The sequence below is a fragment of the Mangrovibacterium sp. genome (genome assembly GCF_059905295.1).
This window is the reverse complement of the sequence record NZ_JBZQJF010000073.1, coordinates 20,387-36,080: the sequence shown is the minus strand read 5'-3', so window position 1 is coordinate 36,080 and position 15,694 is coordinate 20,387. Positions and strand designations below refer to the sequence as shown.

Genomic DNA, 15,694 nt, shown 5'->3' with positions numbered 1-15,694 from the left:
TGTTATTTCAGAATAGTTATGATTTAGACTCATCATCTTCTTTCTCCTTATTTCGCCGTTGGTAATTGATGTATGCAATCTCTACCTCCTCGCGTGTAAACTCTCTTCCATGATACAGCTTCCGAACTAACCTGCGAATATCATTCAATACAATAATTAAGGCCGGGAAGAAAAGTAAAATAAACAAGGTGCCAAAGGCAACTCCATAAACCAAAGAAATGGCCATAGGAATCAGGAATTGGGCTTGAAAACTGGTTTCCAGCACCAAGGGGAAAAGACCTGCTGAAGTTGTTAAAGTTGTCAAAATAATAGGCCGCAAACGAGACTTGCCAGCCTCCAGAATGGCCTCTTTCACTTTAAAGCCTTCTTCTATCAAAGAGTTAAATTTAGAGAGCATGACCACGGAGTCGTTTATCACAACTCCCGACAAGGCAACAATACCCCATAAGCTTAAGATAGAAATGGGTTTCCCATGAATACCATGCCCCCAAATAGCTCCCAGAATCGCAATCGGGATCATCACCAAAATAATCAGCGGCTGCTCAAACGACCGGAAATTAATCATTAGGATAAACACAATTGCCAAGAAAGCCATTGGAAACAAGACCATAATATCATTCATATTGCGCTGGCTCTCTTTCTGCTGTCCCTGGTATTCAACATGAATGCCCGGAAACGCGACATTCAAATCAGGAATTATCTCCGATTTAACCTGATCCAGGATATCGGTCACCGATGCATCAGGATCTGTTAAGTCTGCGTTTACCCGAATTTCACGACGCCCGTTAAAGCGCTGAATATTAACCGGGCCACGTTCCATTTCATAATCGACCAATTCAATTAAAGGATATTCACCAGAAGAAGCTTTCAGTTTCATATGCTCCAACTGACCAATCCGCTCCCGATCTTCAGCAGGGTAACGCACCCAAACACGCAATTCATCACGACCAACCTGTAAACGCTGCGCTTGTCCACCATAAAAGCCCTGACGAACCTGCTCAGCAACAGTCGCTTCATTGAAGCCCAACATATACGCTTTCGGCTTCAGTTTAAGCCGAATCTCCTGCTTACCCAACGCATTCGTATTCACCACATCTTTTAGCTGCGGCATTTGCACCAATCGATTAATCAAATAAGCTTGTGCCTGGTCTAACTCCTCGGGCACACGCGACTGCAAACCAATCGACACCGGGTCACCAAAGCGCCCACGAGCACCAATCGTATATTTTACAGCTTCGGGCACAGGACCAATCTTCTTTCGAACCCGATCGATAATTTCGTAGGAACTTATTTCTGTTTCCTCTGAATTGCGCGGAGAAACGAAAACATTCCCGGTATGAGTTCCCGACTCATCACCATCAAAGCCACGTCCCAGGTTAACCGTACAGTATTCAATAATATCAACAGTATCATTGTAATCCTTCTTCAGATCCTCGTTCACTTCCCAAACGGCATTCTCAAAGCGCTGCAGGTAAGCCATAGTCTGCTTTTCGCCTGAGCCCGGTGTAAAAGCAATATTGATATTGAAAGAATCGAATTCCATCCTCGGAAAGAAAGTCGTCTTAATCACCTGCCCTCCGATCATGCCGATGGTAATTATAATCATGGCAAGAGGTATAAAAATCGCAATATACCGCCATTCGATGATCAGTTTCAAAACGCGGTCGTAAGCATAATTTCTTAACCAGGTAAAAAAACGCTCTGTATATTTTTTAATGCCTTTCGGTTCCTTGTTTAGCTTAGCCGGGTTTAAAACATGTTCGTTCCCGATATGAGCCGGCAACACAAAAAATGATTCAAACAAGGAAAAAATCAAACTGACAACAACAATGAACGCCATTTCATACATCATTTCCATATTCCCGGAAATGAAGAACAAAGGTGCAAACGCAACGACCGTGGTCAACACTGAAGTTATTACCGCAGGCACAACTTCAATGGTTCCGTCAACCGCCGCATGTATCGGATGCTTCCCCCTTTCGAAATGCTGAAAGATATTTTCACCGATTACGATCCCGTCGTCAACCAAAATACCAATCACTAAAATCATCCCGAAAAGCGAAATCATATTAATCGTAATCCCCGCTAAATTGGCGATAATAAACATCGCCAGGAAGGAAGACGGAATCCCCCAGGCAACCCAAAAGGCCAAGCGAAAACTAAGCATCAGGGCCAGTAAAATTACAACCAGAATTAAGCCCTGCCCTCCGTTCACCAACAGTAAATCTAAGCGGCTCTTCAACAACTCGATATACGACCGGGTGATAACAAGTTTAACACCATCCGTATTGGAATTAAATTTCTTGACGTAATCCTGAATGTAGCTGTCAATATCGCCCAAATCCTCTGAAATAAGCTTGGAAACCGAAATACTGATAACAGGATTCCCTCGTTCAATAGCTTTATTCGGAGAAATATCATTGAACTTTTTCTTTACCGTAGCCACATCGCGAATTCGAATAACACTGCCATCGGGATTGGCCTTAAGAATAATTTCACCAATTTTATTGGGATCGGCACTGCGAGATCGTAATCGAATGAGCATCTCTTCATTGTCCGACCGGAGTTGGCCACCGGACACATCGCGGTTATTCTGCGTAATAGCATTCTGCAGCTGGGTGAAAGTCAGCCCGTATCGCATCAAGGTTTCTTCGTGCACTTCTACCGAAATTTCCAAATCCGGAAATCCGGAAACAGAAACCTGGCTAATATAACCAGAGCTTAGGAAATCTTCCTCAATCTGCTGCGCATAATCTTTCAACGTCAGTAAATCAACATCACCTGTTACCATTAAGCGCGCAGCCGGCGAAGTTGTTCGTTGTTTATACACAATAGGGCGCTCTGCTGCAGTCGGAAATGAAGAAATTCCATCGACCGCATTTTTCACCTCAATCAGCGTCTCATCAATGTCGATATCTCCTGTGATTTCAATCTGAACACGAGCCGAGTTTTCAGCACTGGTGGAAGTAATTTCGTAAATACCGGGAATACCTCGAACGGCTTCTTCGATCCGGCTGGTAACACCCTCTTCCATCTCAACAGGCGAAGCACCGGGATAGGCAACCTGCACATAAATCATTTTAGAGGGACGTTCCGGGAAAAACGACAATTTCATTGATAAGATGCTGATTCCACCAACGAGAATTAAAAACAAAACGATCAGGTTCGCATAGAATGGAAAGCGAACAAAAGTCTCAACTATTTTTCTCATACGATTCTGATTTATGATTTTTTCGTCTGACTCCCCAAAATTTCAACCGGCAGGTTTTCTTTGACATTAATCAATGGTTCAACAACAACCATCGTTCCTTCCGGCAGTCCTGTAAAAACCAAACTAACTTCATTTACTTTCAGAATCTTAATTTCAGCTTTCTTTAGTTCACCGTTAACCACAGTGAAAACAACATTCGAATTAAAGACAGCATTTCGGGGAATTTCCATTGCCCCGGAAATCTTCTGCCCCGGAAATTCAACAACCTTGTATTCACCCGCAAGCAAATCATCTTTTTCAAAATCGCGTACCCTCACAAAAATACTTCGTGCCTGGGTCGTTTCATCTACAAAATCGGCTTTCCGAACCACAACACCTTTTAAGACATCGGTACCTGAAGCTACCTGCACTTCATCGCCCAGCTTAATCCATTTACTATTACGATTCTCTACCGGCACTTCAACTTCCAAAATATCGGTACCGATCATACGGGCAATCTGACTCCCCGCATTCACATAGGCCCCAACTTCAATATTCACCGAAGCTAAAGTTCCATCGAAAGGAGCAATTAGCGATCGACGCTTCAGGTATTTTTCATCTTGCAACAAGCCATAATAATCACTTAAAATTGAGCGACTGGCAAGAAACACTTTCAATTTATCGTTTTGTGAATCCGGCAACTCCGGAAGTGGTTCATCTAAGGCTATCGAGGTAAAATAGTTATAATAAGTATCATATTCATCCGGATAATCAACCTTTAAATCAGGAAGAATTTCGGACAGAGAAGTCAAAAAACTACTTTTCCGGGCTTTCAGAGCCAGCTCAGCTTCATCTTTATAAATGGTCGCTAACAACTGTCCCTTTTTAAATGAAGTTCCTTTTTTCAAAGCCAACTCGCCCGGCTCTATTTTACCGGCAGCTTCGGCAACAAGCAAAACATCGTGGCTGGCAACAACACGGCCTTCTCTTTTTAATGGAGAAATAACATCCGTGTAAACAACGGGCAATGCTTTAACATACCTTTGAGGACCATCTCCGTCTTTTCGGGGAGGATCCGGTTTCATCTCAATAAAAAGCCAGGACAATGCTGCAGAACCGCCCAGCAGCACAAGCAAAGTAGCAATAATAAAAGTGATTTTTCTCCAACTCATGGTTTAGTTTTTCAAGGTCAATATTAGTTTGTTGTGGTATTTGATTACAAACAAAGGTAAAGGTTTAATTGCTTCCCAGATATCCTTCAACATTTATAGGATATAATTTGTGTCAACTGGACAAATATAGATCTTACACTCTTTTGTGAAATCAATTAGTCCAGTTTCTGAAAACCAATTTCAACGAAACTGAAATGCTTAATAGGGATGGTTATATCAAAAATGACACCTCTCTCCCCCAATTTGTCCGACTTCCAAACAGAAATCAGCATCCATATGAATTGATTTTATAACTTTGCTTCTCAAATTAATTTGAAAGCTTACCGTTTTCATGCAGAAAAAATCATTTGACATTATTGTCGTAGGCAGTGGACTTGCCGGGCTTACGGCAGCATACCATGCTTCTAAAAAAGGATCGGTAGCACTTATCACGAAATCACAACTTGATACCAGTAATTCATATTATGCACAAGGCGGTATCGCCGGAGCAATCTCTCCGGACGATTCTCCTGAGATGCATGCACACGACACCTTAGTTGCCGGACGCGGACTTTGCGAAAAAGATGCCGTGGAGATTCTGGTAACCGAAGGGAAGGAACGAATTCTGGAGCTTATCGAAATGGGAATGCAGTTTGATAAGAAAAATGGCGAACTCGTCCTTGGGCTTGAAGGCGGACACAGCAAAAGACGCATCCTGCATGCCGGCGGTGATGCAACAGGTAAAGAACTGACCTGCTTCATGATGCAAAAAGTAATCGAACAGCAATCCATTCAAACGTTCGAATACACCGCAGTTACACAATTAATTGTTGTAGACGACATTTGCCTGGGAGTTCAAGCCATTGATTTTGTAAACGGCGAAAATCTAATCTTCGAAGCTCCAGCTTGTATCTTGGCAACCGGAGGGCTTTCTCGAATTTTTAGCCGAACAACGAATCCACATACAGCTACTGGTGACGGTATATCGATTGCCTACGATGCCGGAGCTAAAGTGGAGGACATGGAGTTCATCCAGTTTCACCCGTCGGCACTTTGTATCGAAAATCAAGATGCCTTCCTTATCAGCGAGGCTGTACGGGGTGAAGGTGCCTGGCTGCTCAATAAGAACGGCGAACGTTTCATGAAGGATATCCATCCGCTGGCTGAACTTGCACCGCGCGATGTCGTTGCCTTTTCGATTTACCAACAAATGAAAAAGGACCAAAGTCCAAATGTCTATCTTTCATTAAGCCACCTGGATCCTGAGAAAATTAGAAACCGATTCTCTAATATATACAACAAGCTGCAAAGCTTTGGATACGATATGACCAAAGACCTATTACCAATTGCACCGGCAGCGCATTATATGGTTGGCGGTATTAAAACCGGTCTTCACGGCGAAACAAGCATCCAAGGCTTATTCGCTTGTGGCGAAGTAGCTTCAACCGGAGTCATGGGAGCTAACCGACTAGCTAGCAATTCACTGCTCGAATGTCTGGTCTTTGGAAAAAGAGCCAGCCAAAGAGCGGCTGAAATTTCCAATTCGGGTATCGCCATTCCTGAATTGGAAGAATACACCAACTTGGCTCAACACGAAGATTTTTACCTTCAAATTAAAAACGAAGTAGCCGATCTAATGTCGGGACATGTCGGAATTGTTCGCAACGGCAAGGAACTGGAAGCCGCTCTACACCGGTTTGAAGAGATTCGAGCCAAAGTAGACTCAGGCACACGTGACTACAATATTCTGAAAGCCCACCAGATTGTTGAAATCTGTGAGTTAATAACCCGCTCGGCCTTACTCCGCAAAGAAAGCCGTGGTGGCCATATCCGGGAAGAATATAAACAAGAAAGTCCTGATTTCAGGCTTCATATTGTATTTCAAAAAGAAACGGAAACAGCATATATCCCACTTAGAAAATGATGAATCAAGAAGAATTGAAAGCCGCCGAACATCTGATCGATCTGGCATTAAAGGAAGACGTTGCTTCCGGCGATTTAACGACCGACAACCTGATCCCTGCAGAAATCACCAAAAAAGGTTTCTGGAGAGCAAAAGCTGACGGAGTTATTGCCGGTCTTCAAATTGCTGAAATGACCTTCAAAAAACTTGATCCAAGCCTAAAATGGAATATCCTTATCAATGATGGGGAACGCGTAAACAAAGGAGATCTTGTTGTTCAGTTTGAAGGAAGCTACCGGGCTATTTTAACCGGCGAACGAACGGCTCTCAATTTTGTGCAACGCTTATCCGGCATTGCTACCGTATCGAGAATTTACGCGGATGCCGTAAAAGATTTCAACTGCAAAATTCTGGACACACGCAAAACACTTCCAGGCTTTCGCTTACTCGATAAATATGCTGTTAAAACCGGTGGTGCAACAAACCACAGGGTTGGACTTTACGACCTGGTAATGATTAAAGACAACCATATCGATATTGCAGGTGGAATAACAGCCGCCGTAAAATCAATCCGTTCCAAAGTATCGCCGGAAATTCAAATTGAAGTTGAAACAACCAACTTGCAACAGGTGCAGGAAGCCTTGAATGCAGGAGCTGACATCATCATGCTTGACAATATGGACAATGAAACAACCCACCAAGCAGTCGAATTAATTAGTGGAAAAGCAAGAACCGAAGCCTCTGGCAATATGACCCTAGAACGCTTACCTGAAGTTGCGGCCACGGGGGTAGACTTCATTTCAATCGGGGCACTAACTCATTCAGTAACAGCTTTGGATATTAGCCAGCGTATTGAAGCATGAATTTAGTGATCGACATCGGGAACTCACGCTGCAAATGGGCTATATTCGATCAGAACAGCCTTGTAAAGAAGGGATTGATCGATCAACTTGATGCCTCCGTTCTATCCGATATTTTTAATGAATTCCCGATGATCGACAAAGCAATTTTGTCGGCCGTTCGTGATTTCCCAAAAGAATGCAGGGAACTACTTACCACTAAAACGGCTCATTTCATCGAGTTAAACCACAAGACTCCAACGCCAATCATCAATCGCTACCGAAGTCCGGAAACATTAGGCCTTGACCGCCTTGTTGCAGCTGTTGGTGGGGTTACTCTGTTTCCAAAAACGCCACTTCTAGTTATCGACGCGGGCACTGCTATTACAATTGACCTTGTCAGTGCCGAAAACGAATTCCTTGGTGGGAATATCTCTCCGGGACTGCAAACCCGATTTAAAGCTCTAAACCAGTTCACCGGGAAACTTCCATTGGTCTCATTAAGCAACAATTTCGAAACGGTTGGATTTGACACAGAATCGGCAATCAGAGCAGGTGTGCAACAAGGCACTATTTTCGAAACCCAAGGTTATATCAACTATTTTACGGCACAGAATAGCAGGCTGAAAGTATTGTTAACGGGAGGAGACTCCTCGTTTCTTCATCAAAAGCTAAAAGGCAACACCGAGCTTTTACCCGATTTAACACTAACAGGGTTGAACGCAATTCTTGTCTTTAATCGAGCGTAGCAATCGGAATAACAATTTGCTTGTTCTAATCCATTTTTTTCAACAATGACTTCTCCCCAAATTGAGCACCATCAAAAAATGATGATTTCTTAACACGATTTTTCAAACCAAACAGTCTGACGCTTCTGACACAAATACAAAAGAATTGAACAATTCTAAAAGGAATCAATTTTGTTGAAACGCCACAAACAATAATTAAACACAACAAGCAGTTCGGATTACCCATAACTAAATTTTTCAAAAGCGTGAAGTAGCCTATTTACGGACAGATAGACTGTAGCTAATCAAAAAAACAAGCATAAGTATCCCTGTTGACCATTGATGAATATCGATCAAACTACTTACAATTACCAGATTAACTCAGTGCTTCATGCATGCCTGTTTTACCCATTTTGTATTCAAATAATGAGATTTGGCACAACTTTTGATTTTCATTCATCAGATCTTCAAATACAATACTTGAGCGTACCTCATTGTTTTATTGACATTTTTTGGAAGCTGACAGGATAAATAGCTTTCGCAAAAAGACAAAATAAGATTATATTTGACCCTCTGTTAGCGTTGAGCTTTCAACGAATTTGAATAATAAAAGTGTAATCTAAAATATTTTCAAAAAGATGAGATCATTCCTAATTAAAAGCAAAGTATTAACATTTGTTTTTGTGGTCGTGATGAGCATTTCGACCTATGCTCAAAAGGTAATCACCGGAACCGTATATCGCGATAGCAAGCCTGCTGCCGGGATCACTGTTGAGGCGCATAAATCGAATGAAACGTTCATGACCAGTTTTGATGGTAAATACAAAATCACTATTGATCCTGCAAAATGTAAATACCTAAAATTTACATTCATAGACGAATCAAAAAAACTTGAATTAACAGGAAACGAAGGCGATGTAATCGACTTTAGTTTTGATGGTTCTCCGATCCCTGGAAAAGGTGATGGAGCTGCTGCTGAAGTGGGTGTTGATACAAGAACAAGCCAGGAACTGGTAAAAGCCGGTGATACTGAATTCATGAGTCAATTCACCTTGTATGACCAATTCTACAAGCAAAAAGACTACAAATCAGCCTTACCTCACTGGAAAAAAGTTTACAACAAATATCCTAAATCGTCGATCAACCTGTACTACCACGGGGTAAACATGTACGAAGCTAAAATTGACGCAGCAAAAGATCAAGCTACTAAAGACGCTTACATCGACACTTTGATGTCAATTTATGACCGTCGTATCAAATACTTCGATCAAAAAGGTTTCGTATTGGGTCGTAAAGCAACCGACTACGTAAAATACAAATTATCAAACCCTGACATCTCTGAAGATGTACGTAAAGCTGCACTGAAGAAAGCTTATGCTGACTTAAGCGAATCAATTAAATTACAAGGTGACGAGTCAGAAGCTGCAGTAATGGTTATTGACATGCAGGTAACAAAAAGTTTGTTCCTTTTGGGTGAACTTCCGAAAGAAGATGTTGTTGCAAACTACGGAATTCTTAGCAAAATTGACGAAGCCCAATTAGCAAAAGACCCGAAAGACGAAAAAGCGCAGGTTGCCAAAGAAGAAATAGACAAAGCATTCCAAACTTCAGGAGCTGCTGACTGTGAAGCATTATTAGCCTATTACGAGCCTAAGTTCGATGAAATCTCTAAAGATGTTGATGCATTGAAAAAAATGCTTCGTGCATTGGATCGTCAAGACTGTACTTCAAGTGAGTTATTCTCTACTGCTTCTGAAAAACTTTACGAATTGGATCCTTCACCAGAAGCTGCATTCAACATGGCTCGTTTATTCGTAAAACGCGACGAGGTAGCAAAAGCTAAAGAATATTACAAAACAGCTATTGCTTCAGAAACCGACAAAGAATTGTTAGCGAAGTACTACTACGAGTTGGCTTTGTTTACATTTGCTAAAGAGCATTCATTCGCAGCTGCTCGCGACTATGCACGCAAGTCTTTGGAAAACGATCCTAAATCAGGCAGAACATTGATTCTTCTTGGTGACATTTACGCACAAAGTGCCAAATCATATGGAAAAGACGATTTCGAACACACAACAGTATATTGGTTAGCCGTTGACTATTACCAAAAAGCAAAACGTGTTGATCCGGATATCGCAGCTACTGCAAATCAGAAAATCAACACTTACCGCGTTTATTTCCCGGACAAAGAGACCATGTTCTTCCAAGGTCTTCAAAACGGACAAACGTATAAACTAGGTGGTTGGATTAATGAAACAACAACAGTACGTGCAAAATAGAAGTCTAATAATACGGCATAAAAAACAGTTAAGCATTGCAATTCTCCTAATGGGAATTGCAGTGCTTTTCTTTTCATGTGCCAATAAGATTGAAAAAATAAAAGAGTTCTCTGCTGCAGAGAAATTACCCGGGATGGAAGCCGAACATTTTGAAATGCTCTACTCGGATTCAGCGGTAGTCCGTTTTAAGCTAATTGCACCAAAACTAATTCGGTACGATCAGGAGAAAGATCCTTTTACCGAATTTCCCGATGGTGTTGAGATTGAGAAATACAATTCTCAAATGAAGGTCGTTTCCCGAATTACAGCCAATTATGCCCGTCATTTAGAGAAAGAAGACAAATGGCTGGCTAAAAACAACGTGATTGCAGTAAACGAACAGGGTGACTCACTAAAAACCGAAGAACTTATTTGGGACGAAAAGGCAGGAAAAATTTATACCGACAAATTTGTAAAGATCATCCGTCAGGATCAGGTCATTAACGGAATTGGCATGGAGTCGGACCAAAATTTAGAAAACTGGGAGATCAAAAAACCGACAGGAACTTTGTATCTTGATGTTGCAAAATAGCATATGGAAACCCTGATCATAACCATTTTACTCACAATTATTTTTTCGGCCTTCTTCTCCGGAATGGAAATCGCGTTTGTCTCAGCCAATAAATTACGCCTCGAACTGGACAAAAAGCAAGATTCGCTAAACTCCCGGATCTTATCTGTATTCACAGCAAACCCGGGCCAATACATTGCCACCATGCTTGTTGGGAACAACGTTGCACTGGTAATTTATGGTGTGGCTTTTGCCAAATTACTGGAACCCTTTTTCTATTCGTTTCTGTCGACCGCAGGAGCTGTTCTTTTTCTGCAAACGGTATCGTCAACACTCCTCATCCTCTTCACAGCTGAGTTTTTACCCAAAACACTGTTTCGGATAAACCCAAACATATTTTTACGGGTATTCGCAATCCCGTTGATCATCTTTTACTACCTCTTCTATCCTTTGACAAGGATAACCATGTCCCTTTCGAAGTTGTTGCTAAATTTCATCTTCAGAGCTTCTATTGATAAAAATGAAGAGAAAGTTGTATTCAGCCGAATCGATCTGGACCATTTTGTAAAAGAACCAGACAGCGCTACGCAATCAGCAAAGGACGAGCTAGAGAACGAAATTAAGCTCTTCAGAAATGCACTGGATTTTTCGAAAGTAAAATTGCGTGAGATCATGGTTCCAAGAACTGAAATAGAAGCTTTGGAAATAGAATCGAACATCGAAGAACTTCGTCAAAAATTTATCGATACTGGCTACTCCCGTATTCTTCTGTACAAAGACAACATCGATAATATCGTCGGTTACATCCACCATTCGATCATTTTTACCAATCCGGAATCCATCAAAGAAAACTTGCGAAAAGTTTTAATTGTTCCCGAAACCATGCCGGCCAGTAAACTGCTGAGCAAATTCATTCAGCAACACCGCAGTATTGCGATCGTTGTCGACGAATTTGGAGGAACATCGGGCATGGTCACTATTGAAGATATTTTAGAAGAAATTTTTGGAGAAATCGAGGACGAACATGATACGGTTGATTTTGTGGATCGAAAGATAAACGATAACGAATACATCCTTTCTGCACGAATCGAACTCGACTTTCTAAATGAAAAATACAACTTGAATCTACCGGTTGAAGAGAATTTTGAAACCCTCGCCGGTTTCATTCTTTTTCATCACGAAAGTATTCCCAAAATCAATACGGTAATAACGATCGACAATTTCAAGTTTAAAGTACTCAAAGCCAGCAGCACTCGCATCGAGTTGGTCAAGTTGCACATATTAGACAACAGCTAAAATTAAAACGGTTTATTAAGGTTTCAATACTAAAATTGTTATCTTCGTACCGCTAAAAAATTAAGTAAACAACTAAATTAAGAATAATAAGTAAATGGCTACCTTACAGAAAATTCGAAATCGTGCAGGTATCTTAGTAGCAATTATTATCGGGCTTGCGTTAGTCGCTTTTATTTTAGGAGACATCTTAAATGCAAGTAGTTCATTATTAAGACCTAACCAATTAAAAATTGCTGAAATCAACGGTGAATCAATTCAATACCCTGATTTCCAGCAAAAAGTAGATGAGACTTCCGAAATCTACAAAATGAATACCGGCCAAACACAGTTAAACGACGATGCCCGGGCTCAAATTCGGGAGCAAGTGTGGCAAGAATATGTCCGCAAAGGGGTTATGTCCAACGTTTATAAAGACCTTGGGTTGACCGTTACCGGTGACGAATTGTTCGATCTTGTTCAAGGATCTCACCTTCACCCGATTATCCAACAGTTGTTTACAAACCAACAAACAGGACAGGTTGACCGTTCTGCAATTTTAAACTTCCTGAGAGCAATTAACTCAGGAGCTGCAACGGCACAACAAAAAGCCTATTGGTTATATATCGAAGACCAAATTAAGCAAGAACGTATTCAAACAAAATACAACAACTTGGTTAGCAAAGGTTTGTTTGTAACAGACGCAGAAGCACAAAACAGTCTGAACGAAAAGAATAAGAACGTGAACATTGAATTTGTTAGCTTGCCTTACAGTTCAATTTCCGACAGTGCTGTTACGGTAACTGAAAGCGATATGAAAGCTTACTACGATGAGCACCAGGAAAATTACAAACAATCTGCTTCGCGTACAATTGACTATATGGTATTCCCGGTTACTGCAACTGAGGAAGACGATGCCAATACCCTGAAGTGGATTGAAGATGCCAAAGACGAGTTCGCCAGCACACCGGACAACAAACAATATGTGAATGTAAATTCAGACGTACGTTTTCAGGATGTTTACGAGAAAAAAGAAGATTTACCAGCTAATATTGCTGATGAAGCATTCAGTGGTAAAGTGGGTGATGTATTTGGACCAATCAAAGAAAACAATGCTTATCGCTTGGTAAAAATTGACGATATCAAAGAGCTTCCTGATTCTGTTCAAGCCCGCCACATCCTGATCAATCCGCAAACTGTAGGAAGTCTTGATAAAGCAGTAGCCTTAGCCGACAGCCTTAAAAACCTGATTGAAAAAGGAGCGAACTTTGCATCATTAGCGAAACAATATTCTGCGGACCCGGGCTCAGCTGCTAAAGGTGGAGACTTAGGCTGGTTCAAACGCAACCAAATGGTAAAACCTTTCGAAGATGCTGCATTCAATGGTGATGTAAACAAATTGTACGTTGTTACAACTCAATTTGGGGTTCACCTGCTGCAACCAACAAAAAAAGGAAAAGAAGTTAAGCAAGTTCGTCTGGCCGAATTAGTTCGAAATATTGAGCCAAGTACAAAAACGTTCCAATTGGTATATTCTCAAGCTAGCAAATTTGCCAGTGAAAACCCAAGCGGATCTGATTTCGATGCGGCAATTAAAGAACAAGGGTTAAACAAACGTGTTGCCCGCGTTGCTGAAAACGACCGTCAAATTGCAGGACTGAAAGATTCACGCACATTAATTCGTGCGGCATATCAAGCGGACAAAAACGACATTCTGACGAATAATGAAGGTTCAACCATCTTCGAATTTGGAGACAATTTCGTAGTGGCTAAACTTGCCGGAATTCAAGATGAAGGTTACACTCCCTTTGCTGAAGTAATGCCAACAATCAAATTAGCAGTACTGAAAGAGAAAAAGGGTGACGCTTTAGTTCAAAAAATGAGCGAAGCTGCCAAAGCCGGCAATATGGATGCGATTGCAACAGACCTTGGTACAGATGTTCAAACTGCATCAAACATCCACTTTGACTTGTATTCAGTACCTGTTATTGGTGTTGAGCCTGCAGTTGTTGGTACAGTCGTAAGCATGGAAAAAGGAAAAATTTCAGCTCCTATAAAAGGAAACCGCGGTGTATATATCACGGAGGTGACTGCCATCAACGAATTACAAAATACCAATGTTGATGCTGAAAAGGCACGTATGGAACAAGCTTTAGCTTATCGGGCCAACTACCAGGCTTTTGATGCACAAAAGAAAGCTGCAGAAATTGAAGACAGAAGAGCGAAATTCTATTAATCGATTTCGACCAAAAATACAGGAAGAAGCAGGCTGCACAGTCTGCTTCTTTTTTTTGTTCTAAACAAGCCATAAGAGTATTATTGACTTTTTTGTTATTTTTGAAAAAACCATACATCAAATGAAAAAACTACTATTACTCTCACTAGTGCTAACTTTGGCCTTTACGGCATGCACGAAAGCCCCCAAACAAGTTTACATGTTCTCCTACTTCAAGGATAATGGCCAAGATGGCCTCCATTTAGCCTACAGCTACGATGGGTACCATTTTAAGGCTCTAAACAACGATCAATCTATCTTAACACCAACAGTTGCCGACGATAAGTTGATGCGTGATCCGTGCATCATTCAAGGTCCGGATCACAAATTTCACATGGTTTGGACGGTCAGTTGGAACGACCGTGGTATTGGTTACGCTTCTTCCGATGATTTAATAAACTGGTCAAAGCAACAATTTGTACCCGTTATGGAAGATGAACCGACAGCACGCAACTGTTGGGCTCCGGAGATTATTTACGACGCCGACAGTGCCCAATACATGATTTACTGGGCAACAACTATCCCCGGACGCTTCGAAGCCGGAGAAAGCCAGGGAGACGGTGGATACAACCACCGCATGTATTACACCACCACAAAAGATTTTGTCACCTATAGCCCAACAAAATTGCTGTACGACGAAGGCTTTAATGTGATTGACGCCACTATTCAAAAAATTAACGGTGAGTACCTGATGTTTTTGAAAGACGAAACTAAAAACCCCGTTAAAAAGCATATCCGGATCGCCAGCAGCAAATCGCTTTACGGAGGCTACAAATTAATATCAGAACCTATTTCTCCGAATTGGGTTGAAGGTCCAACCGTTACTAATGTTAACGGTAAATGGGTGGTTTATTACGACGAATACACACGTCACCACATGGGAGCCATTCAGTCGTCTGATTTGAAAAACTGGGAGACCATCAACGATTCAATCAGTTTCCCTGAAGGAACGCGCCACGGCACTGTTTTTAAGGCTAACGAATCCGTATTAACCAATCTGTTAAATCATTTCAAATAGCAGATCGGAATAAGCTTTAGAGAAATCACATTTCCCGGTATGTAGTTAATCTAGAACAGATGCTAAATATCGGGAAATATTTTTTAAGAGATATTCCATTGGGGTAAAACAGTCCTTTATTATCCTTAGAGACAAATAAAGCGACCGAAATAAATATTGGATTAAAAAGCAAAAGAGACATCCTGATTCAGAACATCTCTTTTTTAATGGATGGAGCGAGAGACGGGATTCGAACCCGCGACCCCAACCTTGGCAAGGTTGTGCTCTACCAACTGAGCTACTCTCGCAATTCCTTTTTAAAAGTATTAAAGTACCCGGAGCGGGACTTGAACCCGCACGATCGTAATGATCATTGGATTTTAAGTCCAACGTGTCTACCAATTCCACCATCCGGGCATCCTGGATATGGAGCGAGAGACGGGATTCGAACCCGCGACCCCAACCTTGGCAAGGTTGTGCTCTACCAACTGAGCTACTCTCGCATAATAC

General features: G+C 41.5%; 10 protein-coding genes and 3 tRNA genes. 8 read left to right on the top strand and 5 right to left on the bottom strand.

What is annotated here, in order from left to right:
* Nucleotides 1-16 precede the first annotated feature (16 nt).
* Both AC37HE_RS04085 and AC37HE_RS04080 read right to left on the bottom strand, forming a co-directional pair.
* Nucleotides 17-3,211: an efflux RND transporter permease subunit gene (locus AC37HE_RS04085; RefSeq protein ID WP_500781509.1), complete on the bottom strand. Its 3,195-nt coding sequence runs from the start codon at nt 3,209-3,211 to the stop codon at nt 17-19.
* 11 nt (nt 3,212-3,222) lie between these two features.
* Entirely contained in the window at nt 3,223-4,362 is a 1,140-nt protein-coding gene (locus tag AC37HE_RS04080) for an efflux RND transporter periplasmic adaptor subunit (RefSeq protein WP_500781508.1), read from the bottom strand.
* Nucleotides 4,363-4,693: 331 nt separating this feature from the next.
* On the opposite strand from AC37HE_RS04080, the gene nadB reads away from it, so the two are divergent.
* The 8 genes from nadB (at nt 4,694) to AC37HE_RS04040 (ending at nt 15,205) form a co-directional block, all read left to right on the top strand.
* Entirely contained in the window at nt 4,694-6,265 is a 1,572-nt protein-coding gene (gene nadB, locus AC37HE_RS04075) for an L-aspartate oxidase (protein WP_500781507.1), read from the top strand.
* On the top strand, nt 6,262-7,107 hold the full coding sequence (gene nadC / locus AC37HE_RS04070; protein WP_500781506.1) for a carboxylating nicotinate-nucleotide diphosphorylase: 846 nt from the start codon (nt 6,262-6,264) through the stop codon (nt 7,105-7,107). Before nadB ends, nadC begins: the two co-directional genes overlap by 4 nt.
* Nucleotides 7,104-7,832: a type III pantothenate kinase gene (locus AC37HE_RS04065; protein ID WP_500781505.1), complete on the top strand. Its 729-nt coding sequence runs from the start codon at nt 7,104-7,106 to the stop codon at nt 7,830-7,832. The genes nadC and AC37HE_RS04065 overlap by 4 nt, the downstream gene beginning before the upstream one ends.
* A gap of 617 nt (nt 7,833-8,449) precedes the next feature.
* Nucleotides 8,450-10,090, top strand: coding sequence for a tetratricopeptide repeat protein (locus AC37HE_RS04060; RefSeq protein ID WP_500781504.1), 1,641 nt, complete (start codon nt 8,450-8,452; stop codon nt 10,088-10,090).
* A 49-nt stretch (nt 10,091-10,139) separates the two neighbouring features.
* Nucleotides 10,140-10,661, top strand: coding sequence for an LPS export ABC transporter periplasmic protein LptC (gene lptC / locus AC37HE_RS04055; protein ID WP_500781503.1), 522 nt, complete (start codon nt 10,140-10,142; stop codon nt 10,659-10,661).
* A 3-nt stretch (nt 10,662-10,664) separates the two neighbouring features.
* Nucleotides 10,665-11,936 (top strand): hemolysin family protein, encoded by a 1,272-nt coding sequence (locus AC37HE_RS04050; protein WP_500781502.1) that lies wholly within the window; start codon nt 10,665-10,667, stop codon nt 11,934-11,936.
* A gap of 94 nt (nt 11,937-12,030) precedes the next feature.
* Nucleotides 12,031-14,148, top strand: a complete 2,118-nt coding sequence (locus AC37HE_RS04045) for a peptidylprolyl isomerase (RefSeq protein ID WP_500781501.1) — start codon at nt 12,031-12,033, stop codon at nt 14,146-14,148.
* A gap of 121 nt (nt 14,149-14,269) precedes the next feature.
* Nucleotides 14,270-15,205 carry a glycoside hydrolase family 43 protein gene (locus tag AC37HE_RS04040; protein WP_500781500.1) on the top strand — a complete coding sequence of 312 codons (936 nt, stop codon included), beginning with the start codon at nt 14,270-14,272 and terminating at the stop codon, nt 15,203-15,205.
* 211 nt (nt 15,206-15,416) lie between these two features.
* Here the strand turns inward: AC37HE_RS04040 and AC37HE_RS04035 are convergent.
* The 3 genes from AC37HE_RS04035 to AC37HE_RS04025 all read right to left on the bottom strand — a co-directional run bounded on the left by AC37HE_RS04035 (nt 15,417) and on the right by AC37HE_RS04025 (nt 15,687).
* Nucleotides 15,417-15,492 (bottom strand) — tRNA-Gly (locus AC37HE_RS04035).
* A gap of 24 nt (nt 15,493-15,516) precedes the next feature.
* A tRNA-Leu gene (locus AC37HE_RS04030) sits at nt 15,517-15,601 on the bottom strand.
* A 10-nt stretch (nt 15,602-15,611) separates the two neighbouring features.
* Nucleotides 15,612-15,687: transfer RNA gene (locus tag AC37HE_RS04025), tRNA-Gly, on the bottom strand.
* Nucleotides 15,688-15,694: the final 7 nt, after the last annotated feature.